At 49.1% G+C, this 22,464-nt stretch carries 20 protein-coding genes; 4 read left to right on the top strand and 16 right to left on the bottom strand.

What is annotated here, in order from left to right; genetic code table 11:
- Window positions 1-21: 21 nt before the first annotated feature.
- The 12 genes from O6P33_RS07100 to dapA all read right to left on the bottom strand — a co-directional run bounded on the left by O6P33_RS07100 (window position 22) and on the right by dapA (window position 15,691).
- A complete protein-coding gene (locus tag O6P33_RS07100; RefSeq protein WP_269817100.1) occupies window positions 22-1,368 on the bottom strand; it encodes a chromosome partitioning protein ParA in 1,347 nt (448 codons plus the stop codon).
- A gap of 169 nt (window positions 1,369-1,537) precedes the next feature.
- Window positions 1,538-2,239 (bottom strand): 2-C-methyl-D-erythritol 4-phosphate cytidylyltransferase, encoded by a 702-nt coding sequence (gene ispD / locus O6P33_RS07095; RefSeq protein WP_269817099.1) that lies wholly within the window; start codon window positions 2,237-2,239, stop codon window positions 1,538-1,540.
- Window positions 2,236-2,517, bottom strand: a complete 282-nt coding sequence (gene ftsB, locus O6P33_RS07090) for a cell division protein FtsB (RefSeq protein WP_269817098.1) — start codon at window positions 2,515-2,517, stop codon at window positions 2,236-2,238. The genes ispD and ftsB overlap by 4 nt, the downstream gene beginning before the upstream one ends.
- Window positions 2,518-2,605: 88 nt before the next feature.
- Entirely contained in the window at window positions 2,606-3,895 is a 1,290-nt protein-coding gene (eno, locus tag O6P33_RS07085; RefSeq protein ID WP_269817097.1) for a phosphopyruvate hydratase, read from the bottom strand.
- A gap of 58 nt (window positions 3,896-3,953) precedes the next feature.
- The gene (gene kdsA / locus O6P33_RS07080; protein ID WP_269817096.1) at window positions 3,954-4,799 is read right to left on the bottom strand and encodes a 3-deoxy-8-phosphooctulonate synthase; all 846 of its coding nucleotides are present in this window, start codon (window positions 4,797-4,799) and stop codon (window positions 3,954-3,956) included.
- Complete coding sequence (locus O6P33_RS07075; protein WP_269817095.1) at window positions 4,796-6,427, bottom strand: CTP synthase; 1,632 nt, start codon at window positions 6,425-6,427, stop codon at window positions 4,796-4,798. Before O6P33_RS07075 ends, kdsA begins: the two co-directional genes overlap by 4 nt.
- 264 nt (window positions 6,428-6,691) lie before the next feature.
- A complete protein-coding gene (gene tilS / locus O6P33_RS07070; RefSeq protein WP_269817094.1) occupies window positions 6,692-7,999 on the bottom strand; it encodes a tRNA lysidine(34) synthetase TilS in 1,308 nt (435 codons plus the stop codon).
- Between the two features lie 83 nt (window positions 8,000-8,082).
- The gene (gene accA, locus O6P33_RS07065; protein ID WP_269817093.1) at window positions 8,083-9,033 is read right to left on the bottom strand and encodes an acetyl-CoA carboxylase carboxyl transferase subunit alpha; all 951 of its coding nucleotides are present in this window, start codon (window positions 9,031-9,033) and stop codon (window positions 8,083-8,085) included.
- 138 nt (window positions 9,034-9,171) lie between these two features.
- A complete protein-coding gene (gene dnaE / locus O6P33_RS07060) occupies window positions 9,172-12,690 on the bottom strand; it encodes a DNA polymerase III subunit alpha (protein WP_269817092.1) in 3,519 nt (1,172 codons plus the stop codon).
- A gap of 57 nt (window positions 12,691-12,747) precedes the next feature.
- On the bottom strand, window positions 12,748-13,617 hold the full coding sequence (locus tag O6P33_RS07055) for a phosphoribosylaminoimidazolesuccinocarboxamide synthase (protein ID WP_269817091.1): 870 nt from the start codon (window positions 13,615-13,617) through the stop codon (window positions 12,748-12,750).
- Between the two features lie 75 nt (window positions 13,618-13,692).
- Entirely contained in the window at window positions 13,693-14,793 is a 1,101-nt protein-coding gene (bamC, locus tag O6P33_RS07050; protein WP_269817090.1) for an outer membrane protein assembly factor BamC, read from the bottom strand.
- 19 nt (window positions 14,794-14,812) lie between these two features.
- Complete coding sequence (gene dapA / locus O6P33_RS07045) at window positions 14,813-15,691, bottom strand: 4-hydroxy-tetrahydrodipicolinate synthase (protein ID WP_269817089.1); 879 nt, start codon at window positions 15,689-15,691, stop codon at window positions 14,813-14,815.
- Window positions 15,692-15,867: 176 nt separating this feature from the next.
- Here dapA and O6P33_RS07040 point away from each other — a divergent pair, with 176 nt between their 5' ends.
- Together O6P33_RS07040 and O6P33_RS07035 are read left to right on the top strand one after the other, a co-directional pair.
- Entirely contained in the window at window positions 15,868-16,425 is a 558-nt protein-coding gene (locus tag O6P33_RS07040; protein WP_269817088.1) for a glycine cleavage system protein R, read from the top strand.
- Between the two features lie 15 nt (window positions 16,426-16,440).
- The gene (locus O6P33_RS07035; RefSeq protein ID WP_269817087.1) at window positions 16,441-16,908 is read left to right on the top strand and encodes a peroxiredoxin; all 468 of its coding nucleotides are present in this window, start codon (window positions 16,441-16,443) and stop codon (window positions 16,906-16,908) included.
- 8 nt (window positions 16,909-16,916) lie between these two features.
- On the opposite strand, the gene O6P33_RS07030 is transcribed toward O6P33_RS07035, so the two are convergent.
- A complete protein-coding gene (locus tag O6P33_RS07030; RefSeq protein WP_269817086.1) occupies window positions 16,917-17,162 on the bottom strand; it encodes a sulfurtransferase TusA family protein in 246 nt (81 codons plus the stop codon).
- Between the two features lie 138 nt (window positions 17,163-17,300).
- Between O6P33_RS07030 and O6P33_RS07025 the strand changes: the two genes are divergently transcribed.
- On the top strand, window positions 17,301-18,734 hold the full coding sequence (locus tag O6P33_RS07025) for a M48 family metalloprotease (RefSeq protein WP_269817085.1): 1,434 nt from the start codon (window positions 17,301-17,303) through the stop codon (window positions 18,732-18,734).
- An 87-nt stretch (window positions 18,735-18,821) separates the two neighbouring features.
- Here O6P33_RS07025 and O6P33_RS07020 read toward each other — a convergent pair whose 3' ends face one another.
- Window positions 18,822-19,016 (bottom strand): hypothetical protein, encoded by a 195-nt coding sequence (locus tag O6P33_RS07020; RefSeq protein ID WP_269819552.1) that lies wholly within the window; start codon window positions 19,014-19,016, stop codon window positions 18,822-18,824.
- Window positions 19,017-19,105: 89 nt separating this feature from the next.
- Window positions 19,106-19,957: a formyltetrahydrofolate deformylase gene (purU, locus tag O6P33_RS07015; protein WP_269817084.1), complete on the bottom strand. Its 852-nt coding sequence runs from the start codon at window positions 19,955-19,957 to the stop codon at window positions 19,106-19,108.
- A gap of 502 nt (window positions 19,958-20,459) precedes the next feature.
- On the opposite strand from purU, the gene mvaT reads away from it, so the two are divergent.
- Window positions 20,460-20,828, top strand: a complete 369-nt coding sequence (mvaT, locus tag O6P33_RS07010; RefSeq protein WP_269817083.1) for a histone-like nucleoid-structuring protein MvaT — start codon at window positions 20,460-20,462, stop codon at window positions 20,826-20,828.
- Between the two features lie 83 nt (window positions 20,829-20,911).
- On the opposite strand, the gene sbcB is transcribed toward mvaT, so the two are convergent.
- The gene (sbcB, locus tag O6P33_RS07005; protein ID WP_269817082.1) at window positions 20,912-22,336 is read right to left on the bottom strand and encodes an exodeoxyribonuclease I; all 1,425 of its coding nucleotides are present in this window, start codon (window positions 22,334-22,336) and stop codon (window positions 20,912-20,914) included.
- Window positions 22,337-22,464 lie beyond the last annotated feature (128 nt).

The following is a 22,464-nucleotide window of genomic DNA, read 5'->3' as shown; positions in this document are numbered from 1 at the left end:
GTAGCGCACCACACTGGGCAGCTAGAGTCGTTTATGCTTAGAGCAACGATCGGTAACCCCAACAACAAACGCACCGGGACTACTTTCACGGACTAACGGTAAACCACAGCGGGTTTGTTCATCAAACTTAGCGCAACACACGGGGTTTTCATAGTGGCTGAGCCAGTGGCTGTACTGCTCTTGACTCACGGCACATTTTTTAGCCACATACCCCATAGGTTCCTGCTGATAAGCCGCCATATCCTGCAGCGGTATAGTGATATGCCCCACCCCAGGGTGGCAAGCCACAAAAACCACACCAGAGCGGGTTAAGCGCTCCAGTATTTGCTCGCCGCTTTGCCCTGCTTGCTTTTGTAACTGCGCCTTTAACTGCGCCACTTCTTGGCTAAGCTGCTGCTCATGCTCTGCTTTGTAGGCAAGCTCCACATCACGAATAGCCACTTGCTCTTTATATTCAACCACTGCAACAGCAATACGTGCCTGCAACTCATGTTCAAACTGTTCGCGTAAGGCTTGCATTGCTTCTCGCTCATGCTGTTCAAAGGTGCGCAAGCGTACCTGCAAGTCAGCGCGCAAGGCTTGCAGGTTATCAGCCTGCTCGGTGAGTTGCTGCTTAAGTTCACTGTTGAGGCGCACTTGTTGCTGCAACTGGCGTTGCAACTGCGCATAACTTTGCTGCTGAGTTGCCAGAGCAGCTTGACTGTGTTGCCGCAACTGCCTGACTTGCTCTTCATGCTGCGTTTCTAAAACACTGATACGCAAGCGCTGCTGCTTAATAATTTGCGCTGCTTTCTGCCGCTGCTCAAGGTCTTTTTCGCGCCCAGCTGCTTGAGCCTTAGTATCCATTTTAAAGGCGGAATCCCAGCCTTCTTCAGCGGCTACTTTGAGTTGTTCTGTGGCAAAAAACTGCTCGGGGCTTTCATCAAAGAGCAAGCCTAAGCTGTTATTTTTTACAGCATCACGCAACATCAACAGATGGTTACTTTGCGGGGATAAGTCAGGATCCCACAAATGCATCTGATGCCAAGGTACCGAGGATTGACTGCGGCATGCCAAACGTATCGGCCCAGCACCTAAGTCTGGGCCACGCCCTGACCGTTCCGCCAAATGCCGCAAGGGAATATTCCAGCTGGGATCTGCAGCGCCGTTTTCATCAAAATCAATATAGAAAAAAACCACTGAGCGCACCAGCAAACGCGGATTAATTAAGACGTAAGCCGCACGCACTTGCTGATCAATAAACTCTGGCATATTGACCATGCCATCGAGCACTGCCTCAAATTCTGGGTATAGCATCTGCTTAAATATTTTTTGATCCGTGAAGAACATCACGGCCTCAACCATCTGTGGCTTATTGTGCAGGCGCATCGCTTCTCTCAGCTATATACAGATAAAAACAGGGCAGTGCATGAACGAGTCACTATAACAAAACCTAAATACGGTAGTGTGACCCCGTTAACAAGCATTTAAGTGTATAGAGGCAGGCACAATAGAAAGGTGACTTCTCTCACACTGCCAAGCACCAATAGGCTGCTACTTAAGTCGCAGAGACCAACAAGGTCTGCAAGAGCTGCAAATCTTCAGGACGGGTTATTTTGATATTATTAGCGCTACCCTCTACCACTCGCGGTGCATAACCACCCCACTCCAGCGCTGATGACTCATCAGTAACTGCTGCTCCTGCAGCCAAAGTCGCAGTTAAGTTTTCTTGCAACAGCCCCAGACGGAACATTTGCGGGGTTAACGCATGCCAAATCACGCTGCGATCAATGCTTGTGACAACATGACCGTCTGCCGTCACCTGCTTTAAAGTGTCTCGCGCTGGAACTGCCAAGAGACCACCCACGGGATCCTGAGCCAGAGTGCTTAATAAACGATCCAAGTCGGGGCGCTCTAATAAAGGCCTAGCAGCGTCATGCACCAGTACCCAATCATCTTTATCAGCTCCGTTAGCACTAAGCGCCATCAAAGCATTCAGCACCGAATTGGCTCGCTCTGCGCCACCCTCCACAGTACTTATCAATGGGTTATCAGCACAACTCAATTGCGGCCACCAATGATCATGCGCAGCTAAAGCCAAGACAGCACCACGCAAACCTGGGTGTTGTAGAAAACAATTGAGTGTGAGCTCTAAAATCGTTTTATCAGCAACTTTTAAGTATTGCTTGGGGCAAGCCGCCTGCATGCGGCTACCGATTCCTGCAGCTGGGATAACCAACCAAAAAGAAGGCGTACTCATTCCGCCAGCAAGAACAGGGTTTCCCCTTCCTTGACCATTCCCAGCTCATGACGGGCACGCTCTTCCACGGTTTCCATTCCTTTTTTGAGTTCCATCACTTCAGCATCCATCACCCGATTGCGCTCAAACAAACGCTCATTTTCAGCATTTTGCTCAGCTATTTGCTGTTTCAGTTGCACCCCTTGGGCAACACCACCATCACCCAACCAGAGTCGATACTGCAGCCCAACAAGCATCACCAGCAGCACAACCAACAACCAGTAAGGTTCTTTTTTCATAGCGGTATTCCATTAAAAAGGGCAGCTTAAATTGCTGCCCTTGTAGATCACAGTATAAGTGACACCCTCTGCTTACAGAGGTTGCATATTAACCGCGAAACTCTGCGCGCCCGCGGTAAGGGGCTTGCCCTGCTAATTGCTCTTCAATGCGCAGCAGCTGGTTGTACTTAGCAACCCGATCAGAGCGGCATAAAGAACCGGTCTTAATTTGACCTGCAGCAGTACCCACAGCTAAGTCAGCGATGGTTGAGTCTTCAGTTTCACCACTGCGGTGCGAAATAACCGCAGTAAAGCCAGCCTTCTTCGCCATTTGAATGGCTTCCAGAGTTTCCGTTAGAGTACCAATCTGGTTGAACTTAATCAGAATAGAGTTGGCTGTTTGTGTGTCAATACCTTGTTGCAAAATTTTAGTATTGGTAACAAATAAATCATCACCCACCAACTGAACTTTCTCGCCAATTTTATCGGTCAGTAGTTTCCAGCCCGCCCAATCTGACTCATCCATACCATCTTCAACCGAGATGATCGGGAAGCGCTCCGTGAGGCCTGCTAAGTAATCAGTAAAGCCTTGCGCATCAAACTTCTTACCTTCGCCAGCTAAATCATACTGACCGTCTTTATAGAACTCACTGGCAGCACAGTCTAAAGCTAAAGTAACATCATCACCTAAGGTGTATCCGGCGTTGGCTACTGCCTCAGCAATGGCGCCTAGTGCATCTTCGTTAGAGGCCAAGTTCGGGGCAAAGCCACCCTCATCACCCACTGATGTGCTTAAGCCACGCTCTTGCAGTACAGCTTTAAGGTGATGAAAAATTTCGGTGCCCATACGCAGCGCATCAGCAAAGGTTTTTGCCCCAGCCGGCTGAATCATAAACTCTTGGATATCGACGTTGTTATCCGCATGCTCACCACCATTGATGATATTCATCATAGGAACGGGCATGGAGTACACCCCTGGTGTGCCATTGAGCTCAGCAATGTGTGCGTACAGTGGCATACCCTTGGCTTGCGCGGCCGCTTTAGCAGCTGCTAAAGACACGGCTAAGATTGCGTTAGCGCCTAGAGTTGCCTTGTTTTCAGTGCCATCAAGCTCGATCATAGCGCGGTCCAGGGCAACCTGATCAGTCGCATCAGTACCCAATAACAGCTCACGGATTGCACCGTTGATATTGGCTACTGCTTTAAGGACGCCTTTACCCATGTAACGGCTTTTATCGCCATCGCGCAGCTCTAATGCTTCACGGGAACCGGTTGAAGCGCCTGAAGGTGCACAAGCACTACCAATGATGCCGTTTGCCAAAATAACATCGGCTTCAACCGTAGGATTGCCACGGGAATCTAAGACTTCACGACCTTTAATGTCGATAATTTTTGCCATTACTCTGCACGCTCCATAATCTATTCAGTCAAGCTTAAAATTAAACCAGCATTTTAAATTAAGCTGTTTCAATGGGTGGGAAACTTTTAATCAAATCATCCAGCTGTTTGAGCTGAGTTAAAAACGGTTCCAACTTATCTAAACGCAATGCGCAAGGACCATCACACTTCGCTTGATCAGGATCTGGGTGTGCTTCTAAAAACAAGCCCGCCAAGCCTTGACTCATCCCTGCTTTAGCCAGCTCAGTCACCTGTGCGCGACGCCCACCAGCTGAATCAGCACGACCACCGGGTGTTTGCAATGAATGGGTGACATCAAAAAAGACTGGGTACTTGAACTCTTTCATGATGCCAAAGCCCAACATGTCCACCACTAGGTTGTTATAACCAAAGGCTGAACCACGCTCACACAGAATCAACTGATCATTACCGGCTTCTTCACATTTAGTGAGGATATGCTGCATCTCATGGGGCGCTAAAAACTGCGCTTTTTTGATGTTAATCACGGCATTGGTTTTTGCCATCGCCACAACCAAGTCGGTCTGGCGCGACAAGAACGCTGGCAGCTGAATAATATCGCACACTTCAGCAACCGGCTGTGCTTGGTAAGGCTCATGCACATCAGTAATCACTGGTACATTAAAAGTGCGCTTGATCTCTTCAAATACTTTTAAGCCTTCATCCAGGCCCGGTCCACGAAACGAGTTAATCGAAGAGCGGTTGGCTTTATCAAAACTGGCTTTAAACACATAAGGAATCCCTAGTTTTTCTGTCACCCGCACGTACTCTTCACAGGCGCGCATGGCTAAATCTCGGGACTCAATGACATTAATGCCGCCGAACAAGACGAATGGCTTGTCATTGGCGATGTCGATATCGGCGACACGAATGTTTTTTTGACTCATGCTTTACCTGCCTTATACGCTAATGCAGCCTCAACAAAGCCCTTAAATAACGGGTGCCCGCCACGCGGCGTAGAGGTGAATTCAGGATGGAATTGGCTGGCTACAAACCACGGGTGATCAGCGACTTCAACCACTTCAACCAACGCGCCATCTTCAGAACGGCCAGATACTTTTAACCCTGCCTCTTCCAACTGCGGCAACAGCTGGTTATTGACTTCATAACGGTGGCGATGACGCTCAACAATGGAGTCTTTACCATAGCTGGCATGCACCAAAGTACCTGGAAGCAACTGGCACTCTTGTGCACCGAGACGCATGGTACCGCCAATGTCAGCATCTTCAGTGCGCTGCTCAACACTGCCATCGGCATCTTGCCACTCTGAAATCAATCCAACCACAGGGTGGGGACTGTTTTTATCAAACTCTGTGGAGTTAGCTTCGCTCCAGCCCAACACATTGCGCGCAAACTCAATCACTGCAACCTGCATACCCAAGCAAATACCCAGGTACGGGATTTTGTTTTCACGGGCATATTGCGCTGCTTGAATTTTACCTTCAACACCACGCAAACCAAAGCCGCCCGGGACCAGCACCGCATCCACACCTTCAAGCACCGCGACACCTTGGTTCTCAATGTCTTCAGAGTCGATATAGCGCAGCTTAACTTTAGTCTGTGTCTCAATACCGGCATGACTCATTGCCTCGATCAGCGATTTATACGCATCGAGCAACTCCATGTACTTACCCACCATGGCAATGGTGACTTCTTGTTTAGGGTTGAGCTTGGCATCAATCACCCGATCCCACTCAGATAAATCAGCGCCATCACACTCTAAGCCAAAGCGCTCCATAACAAAGTCATCTAAGCCTTGGCTGTGCAAAATACCGGGGATTTTATAAATAGTGTCCACATCTGGCAAACTGACCACTGCACGCTCTTCGACGTTGGTAAACAACGCAATTTTACGGCGCGAAGATACATCAATGGAGCGATCTGAGCGGCAAACCAAGACATCCGGCTGCAAACCAATTGAGCGCAACTCTTTAACTGAGTGCTGCGTGGGCTTGGTTTTGGTTTCACCGGCAGTAGCGATATAGGGCACTAAGGTTAAGTGCATCAGCATAGCGCGCTTGGCACCCACCTCTACCCGCAATTGGCGAATTGCTTCAAGGAAGGGCTGCGATTCAATATCACCCACGGTGCCACCAATTTCTACCATAGCCACATCGGCATCACCGGCACCTTTAATGATGCGGCGCTTAATCTCATCGGTAATGTGTGGAATAACTTGGATGGTGGCACCCAAGTAATCACCACGGCGCTCACGACGCAAGACTTCTTCATACACCCGTCCGGTGGTGAAGTTGTTATTTTGCGTCATGGTGGTGTTCACAAAACGTTCGTAGTGACCTAAATCGAGGTCAGTTTCTGCACCATCATGGGTGACAAAAACCTCACCATGCTGAAACGGGCTCATGGTCCCTGGATCAACGTTAATATAGGGGTCGAGCTTTAGCAGGGTGACTTTTAAGCCACGCGCCTCAAGAATAGCCGCCAATGATGCTGAGGCAATACCCTTCCCCAATGAAGAAACAACACCGCCTGTGACGAAGATGTAGCGCGTCATAAATAACCCTGGATTCTGCGTTTAAGCGGCAAGCCGCCGAAGATAAGCATTGAAAGCTGCGCTTGAAAAAATGCAATTAAAATTCAAGCGCTGCAGGAGCATTTAAGCACCTGCACAAATCAACTAATAGACGGGAGAACAGTCTACGCGAAAGCTGTTTATGACTCAAACCAAGAAAACACTAAAAAACAAGTTTTATGAGGCAAGCCACCTCTTAGCGCCTTTTTAGCCCCTTTAACTAACAGCTAAAGTGATGCCCGACATCTAACAGCTCTGAAGCGCATGAGGATGCCAAGTCAGCGTTAAGCCTTGTAGCTGAGGATGATTGAGTGCTGGAAAGTTCGCCAAAGCCACAGGCTGCTGATCTAAAAACACAATGGGCAGACGTGCACGCAAAAAAGTTGGCACTCCGCACTCTTGCAATAAGCGCTTTAGATCTCGATGCCCGCGACCGGCAATAAAAAAACGCTCAGCACCCTGTCGATAGCGCACCTGCAATGGCGCACGAACCTCACCCTCAACCCGTAAATACCCGTTAGCAGGTAAGGCGTAGCAACCCGCCTCAGTGATAGTCAAAGCCAAATCCGGCGGCGCTTGCAACCAGAATGCAGTAAGCCAATACAGTTTATCTTGACTGCGTAGCAGCGCACCATCGTGCAACTGCCAAACTGGCTGTGCATCGTCCTGCGCATCACGTAAGGTTTCCCAACTGGCCCAATGCGCGGCATCTGGCAGCAAAGTAAAAGGACTGAGCCAATAACGTAAAAGGTTTTTTTGCCGCAGTAAGCTTAGCTCGCGCAGACCAGCCATATACAAACAAGGTAAATCAAACCACTGCTGTGCAGGGTCGACACCAACGCGCAGCAAATCCTCTTTTGCCAGCTCATCTAATAACTGCTGCGCTTCATCCATGTGCTGGGCGGTACGTTGCAGGCTTTGCTGCATAGCCGGCCAACGTGTTTTCAAAGCGGGAATAACTTGGCGGCGCAGATAGTTGCGATCAAACTCATCGGTGGCATTGCTGGGATCTTCAATCCAAGACAATTGCTGCTGCTGTGCATATGCCAATAACTGCTGATGACTGACAGCCAAGAGCGGCCGCAACACCTGCCCACGGGGCAAGGCACGGGTTTCAGGAATGCCTCGCAGCCCTGCCACACCGGTGCCACGCATTAAACGAAACAGTAAGGTTTCAGCCTGATCATCCTGATGCTGCGCCATTAACAATACTTCATCTTGCGCCAAGTGCTGTTCAAACGCGGCATAGCGCGCCACTCTAGCCGCCTGCTCGACACTGGCAGAGGCTGCCACATCCACCTCAAGCACCACTAAAGGAATCTGTAATTGCGCGCAAATACTCTGGCAGTGTGCCGGCCAAGTTTGTGCAGCCTCTTGCAAGCCGTGATGTATATAAATGGCCCGCAACTCAGGCAAGTGATACTGCTGCGCTAGCCGAGCCAAAGCATGCAGCAACACAGTGGAGTCCATACCGCCGGAAAATGCTACGCATAATGCTGAGCAGTTACCCCAAGGCTGGAGAGTCTTTAGCAGGTGTTGTTCGATATTTAACATAAGGCACAGCCTCGCACATCAGGCTGCAAGGCGTATTCAAAACAATGCTTGGGATACGCCAGAGCTGCAACACAGCAAAACAGTTAAGCGATACCAAAGCCCATCAGCTTTTCATAGCGACGCGCTAAGAGCTCTTCAGTATCCAAAGTGAGCAACTCATCCAACTGCTCAGCCAAGGCTTCACGCATTGTCTCAACCACTTTCGGCACATCACGGTGCGCACCACCTAGTGGCTCAGAAATCACATGGTCCACAATTTTTAATCCTTGCAAACGCTCAGCAGTAATTCCCATAGCCTCTGCTGCTTCTGGAGCTTTGTCAGAGGTTTTCCATAAGATCGAGGCACAGCCTTCCGGAGAAATCACCGCATAAGTGGAATACTGCAGCATATTCAAACGGTCACAGACACCAATCGCCAAAGCACCACCGGAACCGCCCTCACCAATCACTGTAGAAATAATTGGTGTTTTCAGACGGGACATCACCCGTAGATTCCAAGCAATGGCTTCACTTTGGCCACGTTCTTCAGCATCAATACCTGGGTAAGCACCTGGTGTATCAATAAAAGTGAAAATTGGCATTTTAAAACGCTCAGCCATCTCCATTAAACGGCAGGCTTTGCGGTAGCCTTCTGGGCGCGGCATACCGAAGTTGCGACGTACTTTCTCACGCACTTCACGGCCTTTTTGATGACCAATCACCATCACTGGCTTACCATTAAAGCGCGCAATGCCGCCCACTAGAGCAGCATCATCCGCAAAGTGACGGTCACCATGCAGCTCTTCAAATTCAGTAAACAGATGCTCAATATAATCCAGCGTGTAAGGGCGCTGCGGATGGCGCGCCATGCGGGCAATCTGCCAGCTGGTTAAGTTAGAAAAAATACTCTTGGTCAGTGAGTTACTTTTTTCCTGCAGGCGCGAAACCTCATCGCCAATATTTAAATCGTTGTCATTACCTACCAATCGTAACTCTTCAATTTTCGCCTGAAGATCGGCAATGGGCTGTTCAAAATCCAAAAAACTAGGGTTCATCAGGGGCATCCATTTTTCTGTTACGGCGGTCAGGCCGTGCTGCAATGTTAAAGATTTACGCAATAGCAGTGCGTAAATCACCAAATATTTTATCGCGTAGAGCCTCTACAGGCTCGGCATCAAGTCGACGCACTGATACTAACGATAATGCAAAAAGACGTTATCACGACCAAATAGGTCACGTAATGCCTGAATAAGATCGTCTGTTGGCTCAATTTGCCAGTCACTGGAAAACTCTAAAAGTGCTTTAGCACTGCCACCGTTATAGTTCACCGTCAGCGGGCATTGGCCTTTATATTGCAATAGTAATGCTTTTAGCCGCGCTAAGCTGTCACGACTTAAGTCTGTCACAGACACATTCAAGCGTAAACTTTCTGCTAAACCGGTGCGTGCCTCTTCAAGACTCATCACACGCTTGGCCCGTACACGTAAACCACCTGAGAAGTCATCATGACTGACTTCGCCTTCCACCACCACTAAAGCATCAGTTTGCAATAGCGCTTGCGCCTGATTAAAAGCTTCAGAAAACAAAGACACCTCAACCCGCGCCGAGCGATCATCAAGGACAATAAAGCCCATGCGATCGCCTTTTTTGTTGCGCATTACCCGCAAGCTGATAATTAAGCCAGCAACAGTTTGCGTATCACGGGATGGCCGCAAATCAACCAGACGCTGGCGCGCAAAACGCCGCACTTCACCCTCATACTCATCAATAGGGTGGCCTGTCAGGTACAAGCCTAGGGTGTCTTTTTCACCTTTCAAGCGCTCTTTTAAGGTCAGCTCGCGAGCATTGCGGTATTGCGCATAAATATCCACCTCTTGCTCAGCTAAAATATCGCCAAACAAGTCCATATGCCCGCTTTCTAGATTACGCGCGGCTTGATCCGCAGTTTTTAGTGCCTCTTCCATCGCCGCCAACAGCACCGCGCGGTTACGGTCAATACCCGCCAGGTATTCATCCAACTGCTCAGAGAAATACGGCCCCATACGGTCTAAGGCACCGCTGCGCACTAATGCATCCAGAGTGCGTTTATTGATACGCTTGAGATCCATGCGTGCACAAAAATCGAATAGATCCTTAAAAGGCTGATTACCGCGCGCACTGACAATGGCTTCTACCGGCCCCTCACCCACACCTTTAATCGCGCCAAGCCCGTAAACCACATGCCCTTCATCATTGACCGTAAACTTATATTCCGACTGATTCACATCCGGCGCGACCAGGCGCAATTTCATACTGCGGCATTCATCAACCAGAATAACCACTTTATCGGTGTTATCCATATCCGCCGACAACACTGCCGCCATAAATTGCGGCGGGTAATGCTGCTTTAACCAAGCGGTTTGATACGAGACTAGACCGTAGGCTGCCGAGTGCGACTTGTTAAAACCGTAACCGGCAAATTTCTCAACCAAGTCAAAAATATTACCGGCCAGATCAGCATCAATATTGTTGTTTTTACAACCCGCAATAAAACCGCCGCGCTGCTGCGCCATTTCTTCCGGCTGTTTTTTACCCATAGCACGGCGCAACATATCTGCTTCACCGAGGGAGTAACCAGCCATCACCTGAGCAATCTGCATCACCTGTTCTTGATAGAGAATAATCCCGTAAGTGGGCTCTAGAACAGGCTCCAAACCTGCGTATTGATAGTCTGGGTGCGGATAAGCCAGCTCTGCTCGACCATGCTTACGGTTAATAAAGTCGTCAACCATGCCCGATTGCAAAGGGCCGGGGCGGAATAAGGCAACCAGAGCAATGAGGTCTTCCAAGCAGTCAGGCTTGAGCTTTTTGATCAGCTCTTTCATACCGCGCGATTCAAGCTGGAACACCGCAGTGGTTTCTGCACGCTGCAGCATTTGATAAGTGGGCTTGTCGTCCAGCGGAATAAAATCAATGTCCAGCGGTGGCTCATTGAGTTTGGCGCGGTCGCGGTTAATATTCTCCAACGCCCATTTAATAATGGTTAGGGTGCGCAAGCCTAAGAAGTCAAACTTCACCAGCCCAGCGGACTCAACATCATCCTTGTCAAACTGTGTGACTAACCCCTCACCGTCTTCATCGCACGAAACTGGCGAAAAATCCGTTAGCTTGGTTGGCGCAATCACCACACCACCGGCATGTTTACCGGTACCGCGGGTAATTCCCTCAAGCTTGAGCGCCATCTCCCAAATTTCTGCAGCCTCTTCGTCCACCGCTAAGAAGTCCCGTAAGGCCTCCTCTGCGGCAAAGGCCTTACCGAGAGTCATGCCAGGCTCAAATGGAATCATTTTCGACAGACGATCAGCCAAGCCATAGGCTTTGCCTTGCACCCGCGCCACATCACGCACTACAGCTTTCGCCGCCATAGTACCAAAGGTAATAATTTGACTGACCGCCTCACGCCCATAACGATCAGCCACATAGTCAATCACGCGATCGCGGCCATCCATGCAGAAGTCCACGTCAAAGTCAGGCATGGAAACCCGCTCAGGGTTCAGGAAGCGCTCAAAAAGCAGGTCGTACAATAAGGGGTCAATGTTAGTAATGTGCAGTACATACGCCACTAAACTACCGGCCCCAGAACCTCGTCCCGGCCCCACTGGTACGCCATTGTTTTTCGCCCAGTGGATAAAGTCCATAACGATCAAGAAGTAACCAGGAAAGCCCATCTGGTTAATAATATTCAACTCAAAGGTGAGGCGATCGTCATACACTTGGCGCTTTGCGGCGTAATCTGGAGTGTCTTTAGGCAAAGTAACCGACAGACGCTCTTCTAAACCTTCAAAAGAGACTTGACTGAGGTACTCACCAATAGTCATGCCCTCAGGCACAGGGAAGTCCGGCAAAAAGTGCGTACCCAATTGCACTTCGATATTACAGCGCTTAGCAATCTCAACGCTGTTGCGTAATGCTTCTGGGATATCGGCAAACAACTCAGCCATTTCTTCTGGCGTTTTTAAATATTGCTGCTCGGAATACACCCGCTGCCGGCGTGGGTCATCTAACGCTCGCCCCTCCCCGATGCACACCCGTGTTTCGTGCGCTTCAAAGTCTTCTTTACGCAAAAAACGCACATCATTGGTTGCAACCACAGGCACACCACTGCGCGCAGCTAACGCCACTGCAGCATGCACATGCTCTTCATCGTTGGGGCGCTCGGTGCGTTGCAGCTCCAAATAAAAGCGATCAGTAAAAACCCCTTGCCAGCTCGCCAGCAATTGCTCAGCTTTAGCTGTTTCACCGGCCAACAGTGCTAAACCAATCTCACCCTCTTTCGCCCCAGATAAAGCAATTAGTCCCGCAGCAAAGCGCACAACCCATTCACGCTGAATAACAACCAAACCATTGTGCTGACCTTGGGTATAGCCCAGTGAAATCAATTCAGTGAGATTGCGGTAACCTTCGGGATTGACGACTAACAAGGTCATGCGCGTTAGCGGGCCATCTTCTTCTGCACTGGCCAGCCAGATATCTGCCCCTGCAATAGGTTTCACTGCGCCCTTTTGCGCTGCTGTGTAAAACTTAACCAAAGAACTCATGTTGTTTTGGTCTGTTACGGCAACCGCGGGCATCCCTACATCACTTACAGCTTTAATCAGCGGCTTGATGCGCACAATGCCATCCACCACTGAAAACTCGCTGTGCACACGTAAATGAACAAATGATGCAGACATGAAGCAACCTTTCTCAAAAATTAAAACGCAAGGCAAATGGGTGAAACAGCTACCGACTTACTGCGTCAAACGCAACAATGCTTCGCGGTATTTATCTGCGGTTTTTTGCGCAACGTCATCAGGAATAACAGGTGCTGGCGGCTCTTTATTCCAACCACTGGCCTCTAGCCAGTCCCGAACAAATTGCTTATCGAAACTTGGTGGATTACTGCCAACCTGATAGCTGTCTGCAGGCCAGAAACGACTTGAGTCAGGTGTTAAAACCTCATCCATCAGCGTTAAAGTACCGTCTTCGTCTAAGCCAAACTCAAACTTAGTATCGGCAATAATAATGCCGCGCGTTGCCGCATACTCAACTGCTGCTTTATACAGTGCAATAGACACATCACGCACCTGCACAGCAAGCTCTTCACCAATGATTTCGATGCACTGGGAAAAACTGATATTTTCATCATGATCACCCACTTCTGCTTTTGTCGATGGGGTAAAAATGGGTTCGGGTAACTGCTGTGCTTCTTGCAAACCCGCTGGCAACTCAATGCCACAGACGGTGCCGCTGCGCTGATACTCTTTCCAGCCAGTACCGACCAAGTAGCCGCGAACAATGGCCTCAATCGCCACTGGCTTCAGGCGCTTAGCAACCACAGCACGGCCTTCCACTAAGGCTAATTCATCAGCACTAACCACATCACGGACTTGATCGCCAGTAAAATGATTCGGCACTAAGTGCGCAAGCTTGCTAAACCAAAAATTAGAAATTTCCGTGAGGATTTTTCCTTTCTCGGGGATTGGATGCTCTAAAATAACATCAAACGCTGAAATGCGGTCGCTTGCGACCATTAACATGCGCTTTGCATCAATTTCATACAGATCACGCACTTTGCCTGAGTAAAGTTTCTTCAAGCTCAGTTGAGGCTGGTTGCTCATTGCAAATTTCCTAAGGTTGGAAACACAGCAGGCGAAATCTAAGTTTCGCCTGCTGTGTTATTGAGGGGCAATGGATTAGTCTAGATTGCTGCGAATCTTCTCTAAAATACGCTCGGTGACCTCAGCCGGCGCCAAGGTATCAAGGTTGCGCTCGACACTGACAAAAACCTGTTGGTTAATAGCCGTCAAACGCACAATGTAACGTTCCGTGCTCGCTGTTTCAGCAGCTTTCTTTTTTGCGCTAAATAAGCGTTTAAAGAAACCTGGCTCATCTTTTTTAGCCTTTTGTGCCAAGTCGATGTAGTACAACCCAGTACTGCGGTTTAAGTCATCCACTTGAATATCAGCGCCACTTAACGCCCGTCCAACACTGGACCAAGCACGATCAAAGGTGGCATCGAGGCGCAGCACTTTAATGCCGTTGCCGCCATCAATTAAGGCCACACGCTTAGGCGTATCGTAGGTTTGGCTGGCTAGCAATGAGAAGGAGTCACCTTTCTCATTGCGCTGGGTCAGGTAATCATTTAACTCGCCAAGTAGCGCTCCGGCCTCAACGCCTGTGGTGCTGTTATCCGTCCAAGCTGCATTAGATGCTGTGGCAGAGCCACGCTGTGCTTGGTCAATAAAGACTTCACTGCTATTGCGTTGCACACCCGGCTCAATACGCACACGAAAACGCGTTTGCTGATTGCCCGTAGCACTGCCCCAAACTTGTCGAGCTAAACTTGGATCAAGCTCGCTAGGTGCTTGCCACTGGGTTACAAACTCGCCTAAATGTGGACGCTCAGCAGCGATTTTAAAGCCATGGTCTTCAAAGAACTGCTGTGCAACTGGCCAAACTTGGGCAGGAATACGCTGTGCAACCACCCAACTGAGCGGACCGCTTTTTTGAATACTGAAGTCTCCAGTAAACGCACTGGCTGGCAAAGGCTGCGGACGCGGCACTGCGCTATTCTCAGCCGACTCGATAGAAGCGATACGGTGCGGAATAGGTAGCAAAGGATCAAGGTGCTTGACCTGCGCATGTTCCGGTGTCTGCATTACAGGTGTTGGACGTGCCTCTAGGTAGTCACCGCCGCGATCACGGAAATAACCCTCTTTACCCCATAACCAACCACATCCCGTCAAGCTGCTAGCAGTGACTGCTAACAAACATATTCCTGCAAATCGCTTCATGCGTTTTAAAACCTCAGATTTAGTTCAAAATGCCGGACTGACGCATGGCCTGGCGTAAAGTGTCGTGGTACTGCTCGCTGAACCAGGTCAATGGCAAGCGGATACCTTGTTGAATCAAGCCCATTTCGCACAGTGCCCACTTAACGGGAATTGGGTTGGCCTCTAAAAATAAGTTTTGATGCAGCGGCATCAACTGATCATTCAAGGCTTTGGCAGTCGCCGCATCACCGGCCATTGCTGCCACACAAAGTTCCTGCATTGCACGTGGAGCGATGTTAGCCGTCACCGAAATATTGCCTTTACCACCAGCTAGCATCAACTCGTAGGCTGTTGCATCATCACCGGAGTAGACATAAAAATCACTCGGTACACGGGCAATAATATCTTTAGCTCGCGCAATATCACCGGTTGCTTCTTTGATACCGACAATATTTTCGATTGCGGCTAAACGCACTACGGTATCAGCTTGCATATCACACACTGTACGCCCAGGGACGTTGTACAGAATCTGTGGAATAGCGACAGCCTCAGCAATGTGTTTAAAGTGTTGGTATAAGCCTTCTTGGGTTGGCTTGTTGTAATAAGGGGTTACCAGCAAGCACGCATCAGCACCTACTTTCTGTGCGTTACGTGTCAAAGCTACTGCTTCACGGGTGCAGTTCGCGCCCGTCCCAGCAATCACCGGAATACGACCATTAGCCTGCTCAACAACACGTCGAATAACTTCCACATGCTCTTCAACATTCAAAGTAGCGGACTCACCTGTAGTACCCACAACAACTAGGGCACTGGTTCCTTCTTGCAGATGAAAATCAACAAGCTTCGTTAATGCTTGCCAATCAAGTGCGCCTTGCGCATCCATGGGCGTGACTATTGCGACCATACTGCCCGAAATCATGCAACCGCTCCTGCCAAAAAATAATAGAAATATACTAGAGCAGTAATGTTACTGATGCCTTTCACCTTGCACAAGCACTGCTCGCGTCTTTGAGCATTCCACTTGCTCTATCTTTTCGTTACTCTAGTGTGCTTAAAGGCGTAAAACACGCTAAAACCAACTGTCTGGAATGCTTAATGTCTGTCTTACCCTTACGTGAACAATATGTACTCATCAGTGCAATGGGCAGTGATCCACTGGAGCTGACCAATGTCATTTGCCGTGCCTGCCAAGAAAACCGCTGCTCTGTTGTCAGCAGCCGTTTAACACGTCATGGACACTACAGCGTACTCATCGTTCAAGCCGGCGGCACCTGGGACGCATTAGCACGCCTAGAAAGCAGTCTGCCAAGTTTGGCTAAGCGCCACAAACTGCAGCTTACACACACTCGCAGTGAGGACGAAGAAACTCGCCCGCAGGCTCTGCCCTATATTGTTTATGTGAGCGCTTTATATCGACCGGATATTCTTGCCGAGTTGTGTCAGTTTTTTGCCGACCATGACATAGGCTTAGAAAACATCACCTACGACACCTTTCAAGCACCACAGACCAATACCACCATGCTCAATGCTACGATTACCGTAACCCTGCTAGCCAGCACTCAAATCAACTGGTTACGCGATCAGTTTTTAGATTTCGCCGACGCCCTCAACTTAGATGCACTCATTGAACCTTGGCGTCCGCAAATACCTTAATCTCGAGGATTTATTATGCTCAACCAACCTGTTACTAACTTCACCGCAGCAGCAACCAGCAATACTGAGGTGGAGTTAAGCGCTTTAGCTGGGCAGCAAATCGTCTTGTACTTTTATCCAAAAGACAATACACCTGGCTGCACCACTGAAAGCCAAGATTTTCGTGACTTACATGATCAGTTTGCCGCCGCCAACACTCTTATTTTTGGTGTTTCTCGGGACAGCATGCGCACCCATGAAAACTTTAAAGCCAAACATGAGTTTCCATTTGAACTGATCAGTGATCCCGAGGAAACACTTTGCAAACAGTTCGACGTTATTAAGTTAAAAAAACTCTACGGCAAAGAGCACCTAGGCATTGAACGTAGTACGTTTTTAATTGATAAAAACGGCGTCTTACGCCACGAATGGCGCAAAGTAAAAGTCAAAGATCACGCCGCGGAAGTTTTGCGTGTCGCCCAAGAGCTAAACGCCGGCAGTTAAAAGCGGACTCAGCACTCTTTACGCAACCAATAAATAAACACAGTCCGCTCAACCTTTTCTTGCAGCAGACTGTGACCGGCCAGCTTCGCAAAAGATCGAAAGTCACGCTGAGAGCCAGCATCCGTAGCCAAGACTTTTAGTACAGCTCCTACAGCCATTTCATTGAGTGCCAACTTGGCCTTCAACAACGGCATTGGACAAGCCAAACCACAGGCATCCAGCTCCACATCATGCGCTATATTTTGCGTACTCATAACACCCCTATTTTAATAACCAAGATTGCCCATGAGCTAAGGTCTACCATGGGCCGACAGTCATTTTACTGGCTGCCCTTGCTCACATACCCTGCGCATTGTAACTTAAGTGCCTGCTTAACCTGCAAAGAGAGTGCTATGACGTTCTTCCGCCCAGCTTTATTGCTGCTAGCTTGCCTGCTCAGCCCCCCTGTACTCGCCAGCGATTTACCCTCGCTGGGCGACTCCAGTTCTGCGATTGTTTCTCCAGAAAAAGAACACCAACTGGGGCGCGCCTGGTTAAGTATTTTACGCGGCCAAGTACGCCAGCTCGAAGACCCACTACTTAAAGACTACGTAGAAAGAAGCGTCTACCGCCTGGCTGAGTCTAGCCAGCTCAATGACCGGCGCCTTGAGTTTATTATTCTCGCCAGCCCGCAGTTGAACGCGTTTGCTGCGCCGGGCGGTATTATTGGTGTAAACGGCGGCCTCCTACTGCACGCACAAACCGAAGCAGAATACGCCTCAGTCATGGCCCACGAATTGGCGCACTTATCACAACGGCACTTTGCCCGCGGCCTAGAAGCGCAAAAGCGTATGCAGGTCCCCATCATGGCAGCAATGCTGGCGGGGATTGTTGCAGCTGCAGCCGGTGGTGGTGACCTTGGTATTGCTGCCATTGCCTCCACCCAAGCTGCTGCCATTCAAGAGCAACGCCGCTTTTCTCGGCAAAATGAGCAAGAGGCCGACCGCATTGGCTTAGTCAATCTGCAGAAAGCCGGTTTTAATCCACGGGCCATGCCTAGCATGTTCGAACGCTTAATGCGTCAATACCGCTACGACCGCATGCCCCCTGAGTTTTTACTGACGCACCCGATCTCTGAATCAAGGATAGCTGACACCCGCAACCGCGCCGAGCAGTATGACGACCAGGGTATTCTCGACAGCCTTTACTACCAGCTGATCCGCGCCCGCGTGCAGCTGACTTTCGAAGACACTTCTGGCTTAGCACTCAAGCGTTTTCGTAGCATGCTCAGTGACGACCCCAGCTCCGACGCCGCTCGCTATGGATTAGTGCTGGCCTTAACCCGCAGCGGTCAACTGGATGAAGCACGCACCAATTTAGATGTTTTGCTGAAAAAATCACCCGACAGTATTATTTATAATCTCGCTGGGGTTGATATAGAACTCAGCAAACGTCAATTTAATCAAGCAAACAAGCGCGTTGATGCTTTACTGCAACGCCACCCAAAAAACTTTCCATTGCTCAGCGCCAAGTATGAAATACAGCTGCGCCAAAAAGATATCGCTGGTGCAGAAAAAACCATTAACCAGCTTCTTAAGTTACGGCCAAACGATCCCGACATTTGGTTTGAAGTAGCTGAAATTCGCGGCTTAGCCAACAACATCATCGGTTTGCATGAGGCCCGCGCAGAGTACTTTGCTCGAGTTGGTGACTACACTCAAGCCATCGAACAACTGGACTACGCCAAACGCCGAGCCAGCAATAACTTCCCGCTGGCTTCGCGCATTGATGCGCGCCAGCAAGTGTTAATCAGCGAAGAGCAAGCAATTAAGAAAATGCTGCAGTGAAGCCTGCACATTTATACTTTAGAAGAGGCCGCCGCAGTCCACTTTAAACAGCGGACTGCGGCAGCAATAGCCTAACCTGCAGCGCTATTACTCATCCGCTTGCGACCCGCTATACGGAGCAAGCAATTGGCGTCGCAACTGCTCTGCTGCAGAAAAATCAGCGCCCTGCTCTGGATTCAGAGATTCAGGATCAAACCGACTAAGACACCCCTCACCTAAGGTTGGCACTGGCTGCACAGTTGCCTGGAGGGCTAGCTGCTGCTGATCTTCATCATTACTCACCTCATCGCCCTCCACGTTCAATTTCTACTTGTGCAATAGTACGCAAACAATTGCAATGCAGCCTGCTGTTACGGCGAATAGCTGCCGAATCAGTCAAACACCACAGTTTTATTATCGTGAATCAACACACGGTCCTGTAAGTGGTAGCGCAAACCTCTCGCTAAGGCCATTTTCTCCACGTCCTTACCATTGCGCACCATATCTTCAACTCGGTCACGGTGGCTCACACGTACCACATCTTGCTCAATAATAGGTCCCGCATCCAGCTCTTCAGTCACATAGTGGCAAGTCGCACCAATGAGTTTAACGCCACGCAAAGCTGCTTGATGGTAAGGCTTAGCACCGACAAACGACGGCAAGAAACTGTGATGGATATTAATCACTCGACCATGATATTTCTGACACAAATCAGGCGGCAGAATCTGCATATAGCGGGCCAACACCACACAATCTGCTTCATGCTCATCAATTAAGCGACTCACCTCAGCAAAGGCTGGCTCCTTATCTTTAGGATCCACTGGCACGTGGAAAAATGGGATTCCGTGCCACTCGACCATACTGCGCAAGTCATCGTGATTAGCAATCACGCAAGGAATCTCACAATCCAGCTCATTGCGATGCCAACGGTGCAGAAGGTCGGCCAAGCAATGCGATTCGCGGCTGGCCATTAATACCACACGCTTTTTAACCGCTGAGTCGGTGACCTGCCAAGTCATGGAGAACTCATTGGCAATGGGAGTAAACGCCTGCTTGAAGCCTTCTAAATCGAATGGCAATGACTCCGCGCGAATTTCATGGCGCATAAAAAACCAACCGCTCTGCTCATCCGAGTGATGGCTTGCTTGATGAATCCAGCCGTTATAGGTCGCTAAAAAGTTACTGACTTTGGCGACAATACCAACCCGGTCAGGGCAAGCAATAATAAGGCGAAACGTGTGCATGCAAAACTCCAACGAAAAAGGATTGTTTATTATTGAAAATAACTGGCCTCATTCTACCGCTCTCCAGCCGCCACGTCAGCAAAGCAATGCTTAAGCTGCACAATGCAGTGCTCCCTAGCACACTCACAAAACTGTGCCGATTGCACTTATATATACTTAGAATCAATTTTCAAATAGAAGCAACATATAAATAAAGAGCAAACTGATTCACTATATAAACCTTGCTCAATATGTGGTTAAAGAAAACAAACCAACCTGATAACAATGGAAAAATATATAAACATGTGCACAAACTCACAATTCACAGCCTCTTACAACTAGTACTCTTTACATATTCAGTGCATGAGCCTATCATTAGCAGCAATTAAGGAATCTCAAGAATAGCTTTGCATAACGATTGAGGCACTGGAGTTTTATAGAGTCTCACTGGTTTACTGGTGACTACGGACACGCTCGACAATCCTTAACCTTGAAATAAACACTTTTAATAGGATTATCTAAAATGTCATTGATTAATGAATTCCGCGAAACTAAAGAGCGCATCAAAGAGCTGGAAAACCGCTTAGCGAACTTATCGCAAGACAGTAACTTACAAAAAGAACTCGAGTTTGAAGAAAAACTGCGCGCACTCATGGCTGAGTACAATAAGTCTCTACGCGATATTACCGTCATTATTGACCCACAAGCGGCAGAGCGCGGTGCTGTTAAAACTAAAACCCGCACCCGCAAACCACGTCAAACTAAGCAGTACAACAACCCACATACTGGCGCAGTGATTGAAACCAAAGGTGGTAATCACAAAATCCTCAAGGAATGGAAAGCCAAATGGGGTGGTGACACTGTTGAATCTTGGGTTACTTTGCTCGACTAACCCTCAGCAACTTTAGTGATATGTTATTAACGCCCTGCTTGCAGGGCGTTTTTACATCTAGATTATATAACCCTGTATGCAGCCTACAGCTGGTAACGCAACTCCACCTCATGAATATAATGACGCCATGCTTGTACAGCAGGGTTTAACTGCTGCTCTGGAGTCAGCTCAGCATACGCCTTAAGGTAATCCGCCATAGTAAGTGGTGCGCCAATGTGCTCACCCGTTAAACGCCCACGGCAAAACAACACCCACTGTTGCAGCTCACTCTCACTCAAAGTATGCGGGTAGTTACGACCGCGATAACGGAACAGTAACTCTGACAAGCGCTCATCATCAAACGGCCAAAGTTCAGGCTGCAACTGTTCAGGCGCAGCATGTCGCACCCCATCACTGAGCTTGCGATCTCGCGGACCTAAAAAACCATTGTAAAGTTGCTGCTCTACGTCTTGCTCTGCAAACCCACGCTGATCCTGATAAACAACCGCTAGTTTGTCCTGCCATTGCTCAGCATGCTCTTTAAGTAGGGCATAATTTGCATGCAACATTCCATGGTCAAAACCCAAGCGCTGATTATCTTCATCACGCAACACCGCCAACGGCGCAACCACGGGGCTTTTATTAATATGAATCAACTTCAGTGGAATTGGCAGCTCACCCTCAGCCAGATCACTGTGACGGGTATAGAGGCGGGCTTTAATCGCTTCCGCATCCAATTCTAACAGTGGCGTGATATCAGCATGCAAGTCACAGACAATCAGCGCATTACGGTTAGCGGGATGCCAAGCCAGCGGCAACACGGGCGCCAAACAATGGCGCTCGGCGGCAAACATACCTGAAACATGCAACACCGGCTGCATTAACCGCAGGCGCTCCAGCACCGCATCTTTACGGCGCAGCGCATATAAATAATCATACAACTTAGGTTGTCGCTCTCGCAGTAAGCGTGCTACCGCAATAGTTGCTCGCACGTCGGCTAAAGCATCATGGGCCTGGCCGTGCTCAATCTGATTCGCTGCGGTAAACTGTTCTAACTTAAAACTAACGCGACCATCCTGCTGCGGCCATTCAATGCCTTCTGGGCGTAGCGCCCAAGTACAACGCAATACATCAATTAAATCCCAGCGACTGTTACCGCCTTGCCACTCTCGAGCATAGGGATCGTAAAAATTGCGGTACAAAGTAGCTCGTGTCATTTCATCATCGAAACGTAAATTATTGTAGCCCGCAGTACAGGTGTTGGGCTGGATCAGTTGCTGATGCAGTTGCTCAATAAAATCCACTTCCAACAAGCCTTGACGCTGCAATGTTTCTGGCCCGATACCTGTGACTAGGCTCGACATCGGGTGCGGTAAAATATCGTGCGCCAGCTGACAATAAATATTCAAAGGTTCGCCGATTTCTTCCAGCTGCTCGTTAGTACGAATACCTGCCACCTGAATCGGGCGATCACTGTGCGCTTGAATTCCTGTGGTTTCAAAGTCATACCAAAATATACTGCCTGTCACTTCTGTTAACTCCTTCACTGCTGATTGAGCTGATCAAAGCTTCAAGCAGTTCACGCTTTTACATCACCTGTCTTGCAGAGCGACGAATGAATGGTTACTGTTCTTGCACAGTCATACTTACTATAGAC

It is taken from the genome of Denitrificimonas caeni (genome assembly GCF_027498055.1).
GTDB lineage: Bacteria > Pseudomonadota > Gammaproteobacteria > Pseudomonadales > Pseudomonadaceae > Denitrificimonas.
Note: the sequence above shows the minus strand (reverse complement) of the source record. Positions and strands in the feature narration are given on the sequence as shown.